The 14,060-nt window shown below is 71.7% G+C and carries 7 protein-coding genes; 3 read left to right on the top strand and 4 right to left on the bottom strand.

Annotation, left to right across the window (positions count from 1 at the left end; all coding sequences use genetic code 11):
* Window positions 1-6: 6 nt before the first annotated feature.
* Window positions 7-783 carry an ABC transporter ATP-binding protein gene (locus tag ABZV91_RS10135; RefSeq protein WP_355238325.1) on the top strand — a complete coding sequence of 259 codons (777 nt, stop codon included), beginning with the start codon at window positions 7-9 and terminating at the stop codon, window positions 781-783.
* Between the two features lie 64 nt (window positions 784-847).
* Window positions 848-3,361: an ABC transporter permease gene (locus tag ABZV91_RS10130; RefSeq protein WP_355238488.1), complete on the top strand. Its 2,514-nt coding sequence runs from the start codon at window positions 848-850 to the stop codon at window positions 3,359-3,361.
* 51 nt (window positions 3,362-3,412) lie between these two features.
* Here the strand turns inward: ABZV91_RS10130 and ABZV91_RS10125 are convergent, their stop codons facing one another.
* Genes ABZV91_RS10125 through ABZV91_RS10110 form a run of 4 tightly spaced genes read right to left on the bottom strand, consistent with a single transcriptional unit; the run spans window position 3,413 to window position 10,966 of the window.
* Complete coding sequence (locus ABZV91_RS10125; protein ID WP_355238322.1) at window positions 3,413-4,588, bottom strand: VWA domain-containing protein; 1,176 nt, start codon at window positions 4,586-4,588, stop codon at window positions 3,413-3,415.
* Window positions 4,585-7,008 carry a DUF5682 family protein gene (locus ABZV91_RS10120; RefSeq protein WP_355238319.1) on the bottom strand — a complete coding sequence of 808 codons (2,424 nt, stop codon included), beginning with the start codon at window positions 7,006-7,008 and terminating at the stop codon, window positions 4,585-4,587. Before ABZV91_RS10120 ends, ABZV91_RS10125 begins: the two co-directional genes overlap by 4 nt.
* Window positions 7,005-8,105 carry an AAA family ATPase gene (locus ABZV91_RS10115; protein WP_355238316.1) on the bottom strand — a complete coding sequence of 367 codons (1,101 nt, stop codon included), beginning with the start codon at window positions 8,103-8,105 and terminating at the stop codon, window positions 7,005-7,007. The genes ABZV91_RS10120 and ABZV91_RS10115 overlap by 4 nt, the downstream gene beginning before the upstream one ends.
* Entirely contained in the window at window positions 8,102-10,966 is a 2,865-nt protein-coding gene (locus tag ABZV91_RS10110) for an SWIM zinc finger family protein (RefSeq protein ID WP_355238314.1), read from the bottom strand. The genes ABZV91_RS10115 and ABZV91_RS10110 overlap by 4 nt, the downstream gene beginning before the upstream one ends.
* Before the next feature lie 506 nt (window positions 10,967-11,472).
* Between ABZV91_RS10110 and ABZV91_RS10105 the strand changes: the two genes are divergently transcribed.
* The gene (locus tag ABZV91_RS10105; protein WP_355238312.1) at window positions 11,473-13,980 is read left to right on the top strand and encodes an AAA family ATPase; all 2,508 of its coding nucleotides are present in this window, start codon (window positions 11,473-11,475) and stop codon (window positions 13,978-13,980) included.
* The last annotated feature ends 80 nt before the right edge of the window (window positions 13,981-14,060 follow it).

The raw sequence follows: 14,060 nt of genomic DNA, 5'->3' as shown, positions 1-14,060 counted from the left end.
GGACCCATGACTGCTCACGCTGTCGACGTGGACCCGGCCGAGCCGGGCACCCCGTCCACCGTCGCCGCCGGCGCCATCGAACTGACCAAGGTCTACGGGTCCGGGGATACACGGGTCACCGCGCTGGACGCGGTAACGGTCGATTTCGCGCGGGGCGAGTTCACCGCGATCATGGGCCCGTCCGGTTCCGGGAAATCGACACTCATGCACTGTCTGGCGGGTTTGGACGAGGCCAGTTCGGGCCGCGTGCGGATCGGCGACACCGAGCTCACCGACCTGTCCGACAAACAGATGACCGCGCTGCGCCGGGACCGCGTCGGCTTCGTGTTCCAGGCGTTCAACCTGGTCCCGACGCTGACCGCGCTGGAGAACATCACCCTGCCGCTCGATATCGCCGGCCGCGCCCCGGACTCGGAATGGATCGACACGGTCCTGAAGCGGCTCGGTCTCGAGGACCGGCTCGGCCACCGGCCCAGCGAACTGTCCGGCGGCCAGCAACAGCGCGTCGCGTGTGCGCGGGCGCTGGCGGGTAAACCGCAGATCATCTTCGGCGACGAACCGACCGGCAACCTGGACTCCCATTCGTCCGGCGAGGTGCTGTCGATCCTGCGGGCGGCGGTGGACGAATTCGGTCAGACGGTGGTCATCGTCACCCACGAACCCACCGCCGCGGCCTACGCGGACCGCGTGATCTTCCTGGCCGACGGCCGGATCGTGGACGAGATGCGCGATCCGACCGCCGACTCGGTGCTGGACCGGATGAAAGCCCTGGAGGCCCGGTGACGCACTCCGGTACGTGCGAGCGTCCCCGGCCGGCGCGGGCGGTCCGGTAGTGGCCGCCGACCCCATGCGCAGGGTGGCGCTGCGCAATCTCGCCGCGCACAAGGTGCGGCTGGTGCTGACCCTGCTGTCGGTGGTTCTGGGGACCGCGTTCATCGCGGGATCGTTCGTCTTCACCGATACGCTGCAGCGCACCTTCGACGGGATCTTCGCGAACGAGGCCAAGGGCGTCGATGTGCGGGTGAGCCCGGAGGAGCGGCAGTCCGCGGGCATCCCCCAGGACGTGGTCGACCGGATCGCCGCCATGGACGGGGTGCGCACCGTGGCTCCCGGTATCGAGGGATCGGTGGTGCTGCTCGATCCGTCCGGGAAGAAGGCGGTGCAGACCGGCGGCGCGCCCAGCTCGGGGCAGGCCTATCTCCCGCCGCAGCAGGCTGTCGCCGAACCCGATCCGTTCGTCGCCGGTGCGCCCCCTGCCGAGCCCGGCCAGATCGCCCTCAACACCGGCGCCGCCGAACGGGCCGGCCTGAAGGTCGGGGACCGCACCAAGGTGCTCATACCCTCCCACGGCGGACCGATCGACGTCACGCTCACCGGCATCTACGCGCCGCCATCGGATACCGGCGGCTTCATCGGGCTACAGTTCACCGAGCCGCAGGCGCGGGAACTGTTCACCGACGGCACCCATGTCGCCTACGTCGATATCGCGGCCGAGGGCATACCCGGGGACACCCTGCGCGACCGGCTGTCCATGCTGTACCCGGACTACAAAGTGCAGAACGGTGACCAGGTACGCGCCGATATGCGGGCCCAGCTCTCCGAGGCGCTGAACTTCCTGAACTACTTCCTGCTGGCCTTCGGCGCCATCGCGTTGATCGTCGGCACCTTCATCATCTACAACACCTTCTCGATGCTGGTGGCGCAGCGGTTGCGCGAACTCGCGCTGCTGCGGGCCGTCGGCGCGAGCCGCGGTCAGGTGGGCCGCTCGGTGGTCGGTGAGGCGCTGGTCGTCGGGGTCCTCGGCAGTGTGCTCGGCCTGCTGGCCGGTATCGGGCTCGCCTACGGGCTCGCCGGGCTGCTGAACGCGTTCGACCTCGGGCTGCCGACGGGCCGGATGGCCGTCCTGCCCCGCACCGTGGCGGTCGCTTTCGCGGTCGGCCTGCTGGTGACGGTGGTGAGCGCGTACGCACCGGCCCGCCGCGCCTCCCGGATCCCGCCGGTCCAGGCCATGCGCGAGGAGTTCGCCTCCGCCGGTGACACGCTGCGGGCGCGTACGGTGACCGGCGCGGTGCTGGCGGTCGCCGGAATCGCGCTGGTGGTACTCGGCGCCCGCCAGACCGGCGGCGGGGCGGCCGCCGTGGTGGGCGTCGGGGCGCTCGGCCTGATCCTGGCGGTGCTGTTCGCCTCGCCCGCGCTGTCGCGCCCGGTGCTGACCGGACTGGGGCTGCTCATCCGGCCGTTCGGGGCGATCGGGCAGATGGCGCGTAACAACGCGATCCGCAATCCCCGCCGGACCGCTGCCACCGCCTTCGCGCTGACCCTGGGACTCATGCTGGTCACCGCCATCGGCATGCTCGGCGAATCGGCGAAGGTCAGCATCTCCCGGGTGGTGGACCAGGGCATCGAAGCCGACTACGTCCTCACCGGGCCGCAGATGATGGGGGTACCGACCGGCGCCGTCGACGCGGTACGGGCGAAAGTGCCGGAGGCGGCGCAGACCGTGGGCCTGCGCGGGCTCGCGCTGAAGATCGGTGACGACGACGAATTCGGCACCTCACCCGACGGCCCCCTGGACCAGGTCGTGAACCTCGACATGCTCAGCGGTTCGGCGACCCTGGGGGATTCCGAAATCCTGCTCGGCCAGGACGAGGCGACCGAGCACGGCGTGACCACCGGTGACCGGCTGCCGGTGAAAACTCTCGACGGTACCGAGATTCCGTTGACGGTCGCCGGGGTCTACGCGGATTCGCAGGTGCTGGGGCCGCTGATGGTGCCGACGACGGTCTACGAGCGGGCGGTTCCGGTATCCCTGCGCGCCGACGTCGCGGTACTGATCAAGGCCCGGTCGGGGACCGACCTCGCGTCCATGCGCACCGATCTCGAGCGCGCCACCGAGGAAATCGTGATCGTGCAGGTCATGGATCGCGAGGAGTTCAAGGGTGAGAACGCCAAGCAGATCAACAATCTGCTGGCCATCCTGTACGGTCTGCTCGCGCTGGCGGTGGTGATCGCGGTACTGGGCATCGTGAACACCCTGGCGTTGTCGGTGGTGGAGCGCCGCCGGGAGATCGGCATGCTGCGCGCGGTGGGTACCCAGCGGGCACAGGTGCGCCGCACGATCTACCTGGAATCCATGCTGATCGCGGTGTTCGGTGCCCTCGTCGGTGCGATCCTGGGCCTGGGGCTGGGCGTCGGATTCCTGCGCACCCTGCGCGACCTCGGACTGGACCAGATCGCGGTGCCATGGGATCAGCTGGTGTACATGCTGGTCGGTTCGGCGATCGTGGGAGTGCTGGCCGCGCTCTGGCCGGCGATCCGGGCGGCCCGGACACCACCGCTGGCCGCCATCGCCGACCTGTGAACCCGCACTCCGTGGTCCGGCTCCGAGCCGGACCACGGAGTGCGCGCGGGCTCAGCGGTTCTCGGTCCCCCAGTGCATGAGGTCTCCCCGGTTCAGTGCCTGGGCCAACAGGTCCGGGAACCGGTCCGGGGTGCAGGCGAACGCCGGTACGCCGAGTGCGGCCAGCGCCGCGGCGTTCTCGCGATCGTAGGAAGGCGCGCCGTCGTCGGAGAGCGCCAGCAGTACCACGACCTGCACACCGGATTCCTTCATGGCGTGGACGCGGCGCAGCATCTCCTCCCGGACCCCGCCCTCGTACAGGTCGGAGATCAGGAAGAACAGACTGTCGGCGGGACGGGTGATGAGCGACTGGCAGTAGGCGATGGCCCGGTTGATGTAGGTCCCGCCGCCGAGCTGGGTACCGAACAGCACATCGACCGGGTCGGACAGCTTGTCGGTGAGGTCCACGACCTCGGTGTCGAAAACCACCAGCGAGGTGTGCAGCGACCGCATCGACGCCAGGACCGCCCCGAACACCGAGGAGTAGACCACGCTGGACGCCATGGAACCGGATTGGTCGATCGCCAGGATCACATCGCGGTGCACCGCTTGGGCGCGCCGGCCGTAGCCCACCAGGCGCTCGGCGATGATGGTGCGCTGCTCGGGTAGGTAATTGGCGAGGTTCTTGCGGATGGTGCGGTCGAAGTCGATATCGCGCGGTTTGGGGCGGGAAATGCGGGCCGATCGGTTGAGCGCCCCGCTCACCGCGGCCACGGTACGGGTCGCGATGCGTTGCTCGATCTCCTTGACCACCTTCGACACCACCATCCGGGCGGTGGCCTTGGTGGTCTCGGGGATGACCCGGTTCAGGCTCAGCAGCGTGCCGACCAGATGCACATCCGGTTCGACCGCCTCCATCAGCTCCGGCTCCAAGAGCAGCTGGGTGAGATTCAACCGCTCCACCGCGTCGCGTTGCACCACCTCCACCACGGTCGACGGGAAGTAGGTGCGGATATCACCGAGCCACCGGGCGACCCGCGGCGCCGAACCACCCAGGCCGCCGGCCCGGTCACCGCCGGAGCGACCCGCGCCACCGCTGTCGTAGACCGCGCCGAGGGCTTTGTCGATGGCCTTGTCGTCGGCGGTGCCGAGCCCGCCGAGCGCCGGTTCGGCGGCCGCACCGAGCACCAGGCGCCAGCGGCGCAGCCGGACCTCGTCGGTGAGTCCGTCCGGTGCGGTGCTGTTCATGCGGGAACCCCCAGGATGTCGGCGACGGTGCGCAGGGCGAGCAGGCCGCGCGCCGGGTCGGTTTCGGTCGCCGCGGCGGTCGCGGCGGGGCGGCCGTCGCGCACGGCTTCGCCGATCGCGCGGCGCTCCCCGGATTCGAAGGCGCCGAACGTCCGGCGCAGCAGCGGTACGACTTCGACGAACTGCTCCTCGGACAGACCGGCGAGCCAGCCGTCGATGAGTTGCAGCAGGGCGCGGTCGTGGACCAGTACCAGCCCGCGGCCGCCGACGAAACCGTCGACCCAGGCGGCCTTGGCGGGTGCGGTGTTGCCGACCGACAGGGCCGCCGACAGCCGCCGGGCCGCCTCCTCGGTATCGATCCGGTCGGCGTCGCAGAGCAGCCGCACGGTCCGGCCGACCAGCAGGCCGTGCACATCGGGCCGGTCGGCCAGCCGGGCCAGCACCGACAGCCATCGTTCGGTGGATTCGGCGTGGTCCCGGGTATGGATCGCGGTGGTGGCGGTATCGAGCTGATCGCGCAGCGCCGCGGCGGTGTCGTCGCCGAGGCCGGTGACCGCGGCGGGCAGGCCGGCGCAGATTCGGACCAGCATGCTGTCCGCGACATGGGTGAGCGCCGAGGTGTCGGTACCGCGGACGTCGCCGTAGCGCAGTGTGCGCAGCAGACCCGGCAGCGCCGCCAGCAGATGGGTCATATCGTGGTCCACCGCGGCCGCCGAACCGAGCCGGGCGATCAGTCCGTCCAGCGCGCCCGGCAGTTCGGCGAGCAGCGCGAATTCCAGCGCCTCGGTGAGCTCGGTGACCCCGCTGCCGGACCGCGCGGCCGTATCGAGGATCTTCGCCTCGGCCGCCGCCTGCACCGTGGTACCCCACCGGGAGGCCTCGATGACCCGGACCGCGAACTCCGGTTCCCAGCGCAGCTCCCAGGTCTCCCGGAATGTCCCCTTCGACTGCACGGTTCCGGCACCGGGCGTGCCCCAGTGCACGCCGAGCAGCCGCAGCCGGTGCAGCAGCCGCGACCGGCCGATATCGCGTTCCTTGCGCAGATCGAGATCCAGCGTGCGGACCAGCGCTTCCTGTTTCAGGCGCAGGGTGCGGGCCGCGGCGCGCAGATCGGCTTCCAGTGGGACGGTCGGCGCCTCGGGCGGCACCGCGCCGAGTGCCTCACCCACCACCAGTTCCGTGCCGACCAGGCGCAGCGCCGTATCGTCGCCCTCGCACAGCACCGCGCGAGTCGCTTCGGTGACCTCGGAGAGCCCGGCCAGCGGCCGGGCCCGCAGGGCCGCCAGGGCTTCCGCCAGCCGCACCGCCTCGATGATGTGCGCACTGGAAACCGGTAGATCATGGCCGCGCAGTACGCCCGCGACCTTGGTGAGCCAGGAGGCGATCGGCCGCTCGGTCTCGGTGAAGAGATGGTGGTACCAGCCGGGCGAGGTGACGCCCGCGCCGTAACCGGAGGCGGCGGCGAGCCGGGAATGCGTCCACGGCACCCACGTCAGTGTGGCCTTGACCTTGGGCAACCCCTTCAGGAGGCGGGAATCCGCGGCGGCGGGCCCGAGCGGTTCCTGGAGCGCGGGGGCGTGCCAGGCGCCGCAGACCACGGCGATCCGCCGGGCGCCGTCCTTGCGCGCCTTGCGCAGGACCTGCCGCATATGGGCTTCCCGGATAAGGGTGTGCCGGTCGAGGATCAGCGGCTCGGGGTGCGGGGGCTCCGGATCGCCTGCCTTTTCGGCGGAGGGGCGCGGGAGCTCACCGGGGAGTTCGGCGGCCGGCAGGACGCCGGGATCGTCGTTGCCCGCCCTCTCGGCGGAGGCCGCCGGGAATTCGCCGGCCGGTGGGTTCCCCGCGGTGGCGGTGCCGTCCCCCGTTTCGGGCGTACCGGTCGGGCCGGCGCCCGGTCCGGTCTCCGGTTCGACGATCGCTGATTCGCGGAGCGCGGCCATGGCCTCGGCGATGGCCTCGAACGTGCCGACGTCGGTGGTGGATTCGACCACCGCGTCCCACCAGCGTTCGGCGTCGTCGTAGCCGCCCGCGGCCGCCAGCTCGGCCAGCGCGTCGCGGCCGCCCGTGCGGTCGTCGACGGCCAGGACCTGGGCGGCGGGCAGATCGCAGAACCGGACGGGTACATCGTTGTCGACCGCGTAGCGCAGTGCCTGCCATTCCGGGGAGAACACCGCGTAGGGCCAGAAGGCGGCCCGGGCCGGTTCGTCGGAGACATAACCGAGCAGAGCGACCGGCGGCGCCATCGACGCCGCGGCGGTATGGATCACCAGGGGATCGGCGTCCGCCGGGCCCTCGATCAGAATGGTGTCGGGCCGGAACTCCTCCAGCGCCAGACGCAACGACCGCGCCGATCCGGGACCGTGGTGCCGGATCCCGAAGACCCTGGTCTCCCCGGGTGCGCCCGCCTGCGTGGGGCTCATCCGTCGATCTCCCGGCAGGCGCGGTAGAAATCGGCCCATTCGCGGCGTTCGCGCACCACGGCCTCGAGGTATTCGGTCCACACCACCGAATCGGCCACCGGATCCTTGACGACCGAACCGATCACGGCGCCCGCGATATCGGCGGCCCGCAGCACACCGTCGCCGAAATGCGCCGACAGCGCCATTCCGTTGGTGATCACCGAGATGGCCTCGGCCGTCGAGAGCGTGCCCGACGGAGACTTCAGCTTGGTGCGGCCGTCGGCGGTCAGGCCCGCGCGCAGTTCCCGGAAGATACGCACCACCCGGCGCACCTCCTCGGCGGCGGCCGGCACCTCGGGCAGTTCCAGCGCCGAACCCAACTGCTCGACCCGGCGGGTCACGATATCGATCTCCTCGGCTTCACTGCCGGGCAGCGGGAGGACGACGGTGTTGAAGCGGCGGCGCAGCGCCGAGGACAGTTCGTTCACGCCGCGGTCGCGGTCGTTGGCTGTCGCGATGATGTTGAATCCTTTGGCGGCCTGCACTTCCCTCCCGAGTTCGGGAACCGGCAGGGTCTTCTCCGACAGGATGGTGATCAGCGCGTCCTGGACATCCGACGGGATGCGGGTGAGTTCCTCGAGCCGGGCGATCGCCCCCGTACGCATCGCGTTCAGGATCGGCGAGGGCACCAGCGCGGCATCGCTGGGGCCCTCGGCGAGCAGCCGGGCGTAGTTCCAGCCGTAGCGGATCGCTTCCTCGGCGGTCCCCGAGGTGCCCTGGACCAGCAGGGTGGACGACCCGCTGATGGCGGCCGAAAGATGCTCGGAGACCCAGGTCTTGGCGGTACCGGGGACGCCGAGCAGCAGCAAGGCGCGATCGGTGGCCAGGGTCGCCACGGCGACCTCCATCAGCCGGCGCGGTCCCACGTATTTGGGACTGATCACGGTGCCGTCGGAGAGGGCACCGCCCAGTAGATAGGTGACCACCGCCCACGGCGACATGGTCCACGACGGCGGGCGCGGCCGATCGTCCACGGCGATCAGGGCGCGCAGTTCGCCGGCGAAGGCCTGTTCGGCGTGCGGGCGCAGCAGCGCGGGGGCGGGTTCGGTGGTGGTCATTTCAGCTCCTCGAGCATTGCGGATCGTCGGTGGAGGTCGTGGCCGAGGAATCCGAGGACCGAGGCCCAGTCGTCGGATTCGCAGCGTCCCGCCAGCGCGGTGACCTCGCCCGCGTATTCGGGTGGTAGATGCAGTGTGGCGGTGTTCAACAGCGAACGGTGTGCGCTGGGGGAGGTGCCCGGCGCGCCCGGCCGGGCCGCGGCGGTCCGCGCCCGTTCCTCGAACAGGCGCAGGAGGTGGCGGACCAACTCCGGCGGCCAGGGACGAGCCACCGCGGGCAGCAGGGATTCCAGTTCGGACAGCCACGGGGTACCGAGCCGCAGCAGATGACGCAGCTGGTCTCCGGTCGGGAGCAGCGCGAACAGTTCACGCCGGCGCAGGATCGCCAGGTTCGACGGCATCCCGGCGGTGAACAGCGCCTCCGCCCAGCGGATATCGCGCTGGGCGAGAGCGGCATCCATCCAGCCGTCGAACAGCGGCTGCCGGAAACGGTCGTCCACCTGCGTCACCACGGCGCGGGCCGGGGCGCCCAGGGGGCCGGTCCAGTAGCTCAGCGGTAGTGCGGCCACCAGTTTCCGCAGCCGGGTCGCCGCGAGATCGGGCTGCCCGTTCCAGCGGTAACCGAATTCCGTGGTGCCGTCGGTGAAACCGTCGCGATGGGCCGATTCGTCCAGCGTCTCCGGAATGCCGACGAACAGCTCGGATCCCTGTCCCGCAGCGGTATCGCCGTATTCGATCCAGTCGGCGGCGCGCGCCGCCATCCGTCCGGCGAAAGCGGAGGCGGGCAGCCGGGCCAGCAACTCGGCCGCGGTACGGCGCACATCACCGCGCCGATCGCCCAGCGCCCGCTCGAGCAGTTCCTCGTCCGCGGGGCCCAGCCCATCGGCGAGTACCCGGAGCAGCTCCGCCTTCGGCGCGCCCGATTCCCGCGGCCACGCCTCGGTGAGGGTCGCGCGGGCGGCGGCCGGATCCCGGTGCCGCAGCGCGGTCAGCCAGGCGAGCCGTTCCGGCGGCCGGCCCAGGTGCCAGGCCTCCTCGGTGGGTTCGGGCTCGGCGGTGTCCCGCCGGACCAGATCGTGCCAGCGCGGAATCCATCCGGCCAGCCAACGGCCGCGGGCGCCGGCCAGCCGCAGGGCCGCCTCGCGCGTTCCGCTGTCGCCCGCGGCGAATTCGAGCAGTGTTCCCACCAGCCGGTGCGGGGCGCGGTATTCGTGCGGTGCGGCGGCGGCGAACCATTCGGGGAGGAACTCGGGCCGGGATTCGATCAACAGGGCCAGCCGGTCGGCGGCCGCGCGGGGGAGTTCCGGGCGTGGGTCGTCGGCGGCCGGCGCACCGGATACCTCGACCCGGCGGGGCAGATAGCCGCCGCGCGCCCAGGCCGTCTCCAGCGCTGTGGTCGCGAGCAGGCGCTGCGCGGCATCGCGCTCCGGAAGCGCCGCGACGGCCACGGCGACCTGTTCACCGATCCCCGACGGAGTGCCCGCCCCACGCGCGGTACCCAGCAGGGCGATCGATGCCGCCTCCGGTGTGGCGGTGACGGCGGAGCCGGCGGTGTCCATGGCGGGCCCCGCGTCGTGGAGATCCCCGTCGGCCAGGACGGAGATCAGCTCCAGCCGGCGGCCCGTCCAGAGACCGAAGACGGTCACCGGCCGGCCGCCGGACAGCGCGAGCAGCCGCCACGGTTCGGCGGGCTCGGCCAGCGGCAACGCGGTACCGTCGGATTCGCCGACCAGCCACTCCCCGCCCTCCCGGACCGGTATCACCCCGCGCAGCAGCACGGGCCAGGACTCCAGCCACGGATCGGCGGCCACCGCCGTCGCGAAATCCGCCAGGGCCGCGGCGATGGTCCCCGGCGCGGTGGTCTCCGGCGGTTCGGCGGCGGTCGGCGCCGCTGCGTCCCGGGCCGATCCGGCCAGCGCGCGCAGTGGCGCCGCGACCGGATAGAAATGCACCGCGTATTCGGCCGCGAGACCGATCGGCGGGGTGCTCGCGGCGAAGACGGGGGAGCCGAAGGAATGTTCCACCAGGAGAGCCCACCGGCCGGTGCGCAGGCCCAGGAGCCAGGTGCGGCGGGTGTGCAGCCGGTCTTCTTCCTCGGTGCGCATGCCGAGGGTCAACCACCGGTCGGTCACCGCGGGTTCGGCCTGCACCGTTTCCGCCGGGATCGGATAGCCGAGATGACCGCGGGCGGCGGCCGTCAGGGGCGCGGGCAGCGCGTCCGGTCGCGTATGGGCGGCGATGAGCAGGTACAACCAGGCGAACCGGCCCAGCAGCACTTCCGGCCAATTCGCCCGGCGCACCACGGCGTCGGGCAGTCGGCGCACCGCGGCGGCCGCGCCGGGCGCCTGGGCGTCCACCAGCCGCGCCGCCACCGCTTCGAACGCCGCATGGGAACGATCTGTCTGGGCCAGTCCGGTGCGGATCTGGTCCGTGAGCCAGGTATCGAGTTCGGCCAGGCCCGCTCGCACCCGTTCCTGCCGCTGCTGTGCGGTGGCCGGATCGGCGCCGCGGGGCTGTTTCGGCGGTGCGGCCGCCTTCGCTGCGCGCCGGCCGATCCACTCGGCGGCGAAGTCGGTTGTTTCGGCGGCCTCCGCCACCGCGCCCGCCGACCAGACCAGCAACAGCGACAGGGCGTGTTTGCACGGGAATTTGCGGCTCGGGCAGGAGCATCGGAAAGCGGGCCCGGCCAGATCGACGATCGTCTGGTACGGGGTTTGCCCGCTGCCCTTGCACAATCCCCACAGGGTGGCCCCGGTCCAGCCGGTGCCGGACCATTTCCCGGCCAGTTTGCGGGCGGCGGTGAGCGAACTCGTATCGGGCGCGAGTGCTGTCACCTGGTTCTCGCTCCACCGTTGTGTCATCCGGCGGACTCGTTTCGGTCGGTCATGATGCCCCCGTCTCTCGGTCGGGAGATTTCTATCGCACCGCACCGACAGATTCTCGCCGTGGCATGGTCGCCGATGGAAAAGCTTGGCGCCGAGCCGGATTCGGAGTACCGGGCATTCCCGTAAATGTTGCGTGATCTGGTCGGGTCTGTCATTCTGTTCTGTTCGGCCAGACCGAGCCACCCCCCTGAAGGGTGACACACCGACGAGCTGCCCGACGGGGTTGGCGAGGGGTGGCCATCGGCAGCCGGTCGGGTCGGCCGATGACCAGATCCCATCCCCGCGGGCACGTTCGAGCCGCCGGCCGTGCGTACTTCCCCACGCTCGGTTCCGGCGGGGTGTACCGCAACCGTCCGGGACGGAGCCGGGAACCGGCTCTGTCCGGAACGGCCGCTATCGGGTAGCGTTTCGCACAGCTTTCGACCGTACGACCACACACGGGGGCTCGACAGGCGTGTGGCCCGAGGGGGTGGAGAACTTCCGTGAACTCTGTGCGTGAGGAATCCGGGGCGACGTTCGTCCGGCCCGCCGAGGTGATCACCCGCCGGATCGACGGGGACCCGGACATACCCGCCGCGGTGGCCGCGCTGGTGCGGGCGTCCCTCGATCCGCCGCCCGGCTCCGCGGAATCCGGTTCGGGCACGCCGAGTTCCGGCCTCGACGGGGTCTTCCTGAGCGCCATCCGGGTGCGGGGGTTTCGCGGTATCGGTCCGGAGACCACGCTCGATCTGCCGACCGGCCCGGGCCTGACACTGGTGACCGGCCGCAACGGTAGCGGGAAATCGAGTTTCGCCGAGGCCGCGGAACTCGCGTTGACCGGCGGCAACCGCCGCTGGGACGGCCGTTCGACCGCCTGGCGCGAGGGCTGGCGCAATCTGCACCGGTCCGGGCCGGTGCGGGTGGAACTGGAAATGCGTACCGACGGCCCGGAGCCCGCGCTGACCGTCGCCCGGGAATGGGACGCCGAGGAACAGCTGCCCGGCGGCAGCTGGACCCAGCGGCGCGGCGACGGACCCGAGCGAGTGTTCGCGAGCGGTGACTGGGCGCTGCCCATGGAGTTGTACCGGCCGTTCCTGTCCTACAGCGAGCTCGGCGCGCTGGTGGACGGAAAGCCCAGCGAACTGTTCGACGCGCTGCACCAGCTGCTCGGCCTGGACGAACTGATCGTCGCGCACGAGCGGATCCGCGTCCGCCGCCTGGACCTGGAGCGCGCCGCCCGGACCGCGCGCCGGGACCGGCAGACCCTGCTGGCCGAACTCGCCGAGGTCACCGATCATCGCGCGCGGCGCGCTGTCGCGTTGTTGCGCGAGCCGGCCCCCGATCTCGGCGTGCTCGAGCGTCTGGTGGGCGATACCGCCGGCGGGCCGGAACCGGCCGCGTTGCGCGGGGTACTCGCGCTGGAGTTGCCGTCGGGCGAGCGGATCACGGCGCTGGCGGACCGGATCTCCACCGCGGTCGCCGCGGTCGCCGCGGCCACTGTGCCCGAGGTGGCCGCGGATCTGCGCGTCCTCGACGTGCTGCGCGCCGCGTACGCGCACGTCACGGCACACGGGCAGGGCGCGCCGCGGGCTCACGTTCCGGCGTCGTCCTCGGACCGGGCCCGCCCGGGCTCCGGTATCGAGGATCACGCCACCGCGCCGTGTCCTGTGTGCGGTGGCGGCACCCTCGACCGGCAGTGGTTGCTCGATACCGCGGCCGCGATCGAGGGACTGTCGGTCCGGACGGCGGATCTCGTCCGGGCCCGCGCGGATCTCGCCCGGGCGCTGGCGGAACTGCGGGTGCTCACGGGTGAGCTCCCGCCGGCACTGGCCGCCGCGGATATCGCAGGCCTGGACACCGTGGCCTTGGCCGAAGCCTGGGCGCGCTGGGTCGGGCTGCCCGACGCCGGAGAACCGCACGAGCTGCCCGACCGGTTACGCGCCGAACACGAGCACCTCCGCGCGGAACTGGGTTTCGCCCAGCAGCGCGCCGGTAAGGAGCTGGACCGGCTCGACGAGGCGTGGGCGCCGTTCGCGCCGCGCCTGCGGGCCTGGCTCGATCTCACCCGCACGGTCACCGCGCAGGCCGCCGAACGACAGACCGCACGCGCGGCCGAGGAGTGGCTGAAAGCGGCCACCGCGCGGGTACGTGACGAGCGGCTGGCCCCGCTGGCCGGGACCGCCCGGTGGGTGTGGCAGACCCTGCGTCAGCAGAGCAGCGTCGAACTGGGTGGAATCCATCTGCAGGGCAACGCGAACAGTGCGCGCCGGGTACAGCTGGAAGTCACCGTGGACGATGTGGACGGCGCCGCCCTCGGGGTGATGAGCCAGGGTGAGTTGCACGCGCTCGGATTGGCCCTGTTCCTGCCGCGGGCGACCGTCGCGGCGAGCCCGTTCCGGTTCGTGGTGATCGACGATCCGGTCCAGGCGATGGACCCCGCCAAGGTGGACGGGCTGGCCCGGGTCCTGGCCACTGTCGCCTGGGAACGGCAGGTGGTGGTGTTCACCCATGACGACCGGCTCGCCGAGGCGGTGCGCCGGATGCAGATCGACGCCCGGATCGTCGAGGTGCAGCGGCGGGAACGTTCGGTGGTGGAGGTCCGGCTCGCCAGCGACCCCGTCCACCGCTATCTCGACGACGCCCGCGCGCTGCTGCGCACCCCGCAGTTGCCGCGGACGATCGCCGACGAACTCGTCGCGACCTGCTGCCGTTCCGCGCTGGAGGCGGCGAGCCTGGCCCGGGCCAAGCGGGTGCTGCTGGCCGGCGGTATGGATCACCGCGAGGTCCAGCGGCGCATCGACCGGGCCCAATCGACCCGGGCGATGGTCACCCTCGCGGTACTGGGCCCCGGTCACCGGATCGAGGACCTGAACAAACACCTGGCCAAGGAGGGCCGGTGGGCGGTCGAGGTCGTCCGCGATGCCACCGCCGGCGCCCATGTCCCGATCGACCGCGATCTCGCCGAGCTGATCGCCGATACCGAGCGTTTCGCCGAGTGGCTGGCGCGATGAGCGGGCGCCCGGACCGGGGCCCGGGCTGGCGCGGCGGCCGGGGCCGGGCGCCGCGGACCGACGGCCGGCCGGTGCGCCTT

Source organism: Nocardia sp. NPDC004568 (genome assembly GCF_040609955.1).
In the GTDB taxonomy this organism is placed as follows: Bacteria; Actinomycetota; Actinomycetes; order Mycobacteriales; family Mycobacteriaceae; genus Nocardia.
Note: the sequence above shows the minus strand (reverse complement) of the source record. Positions and strands in the feature narration are given on the sequence as shown.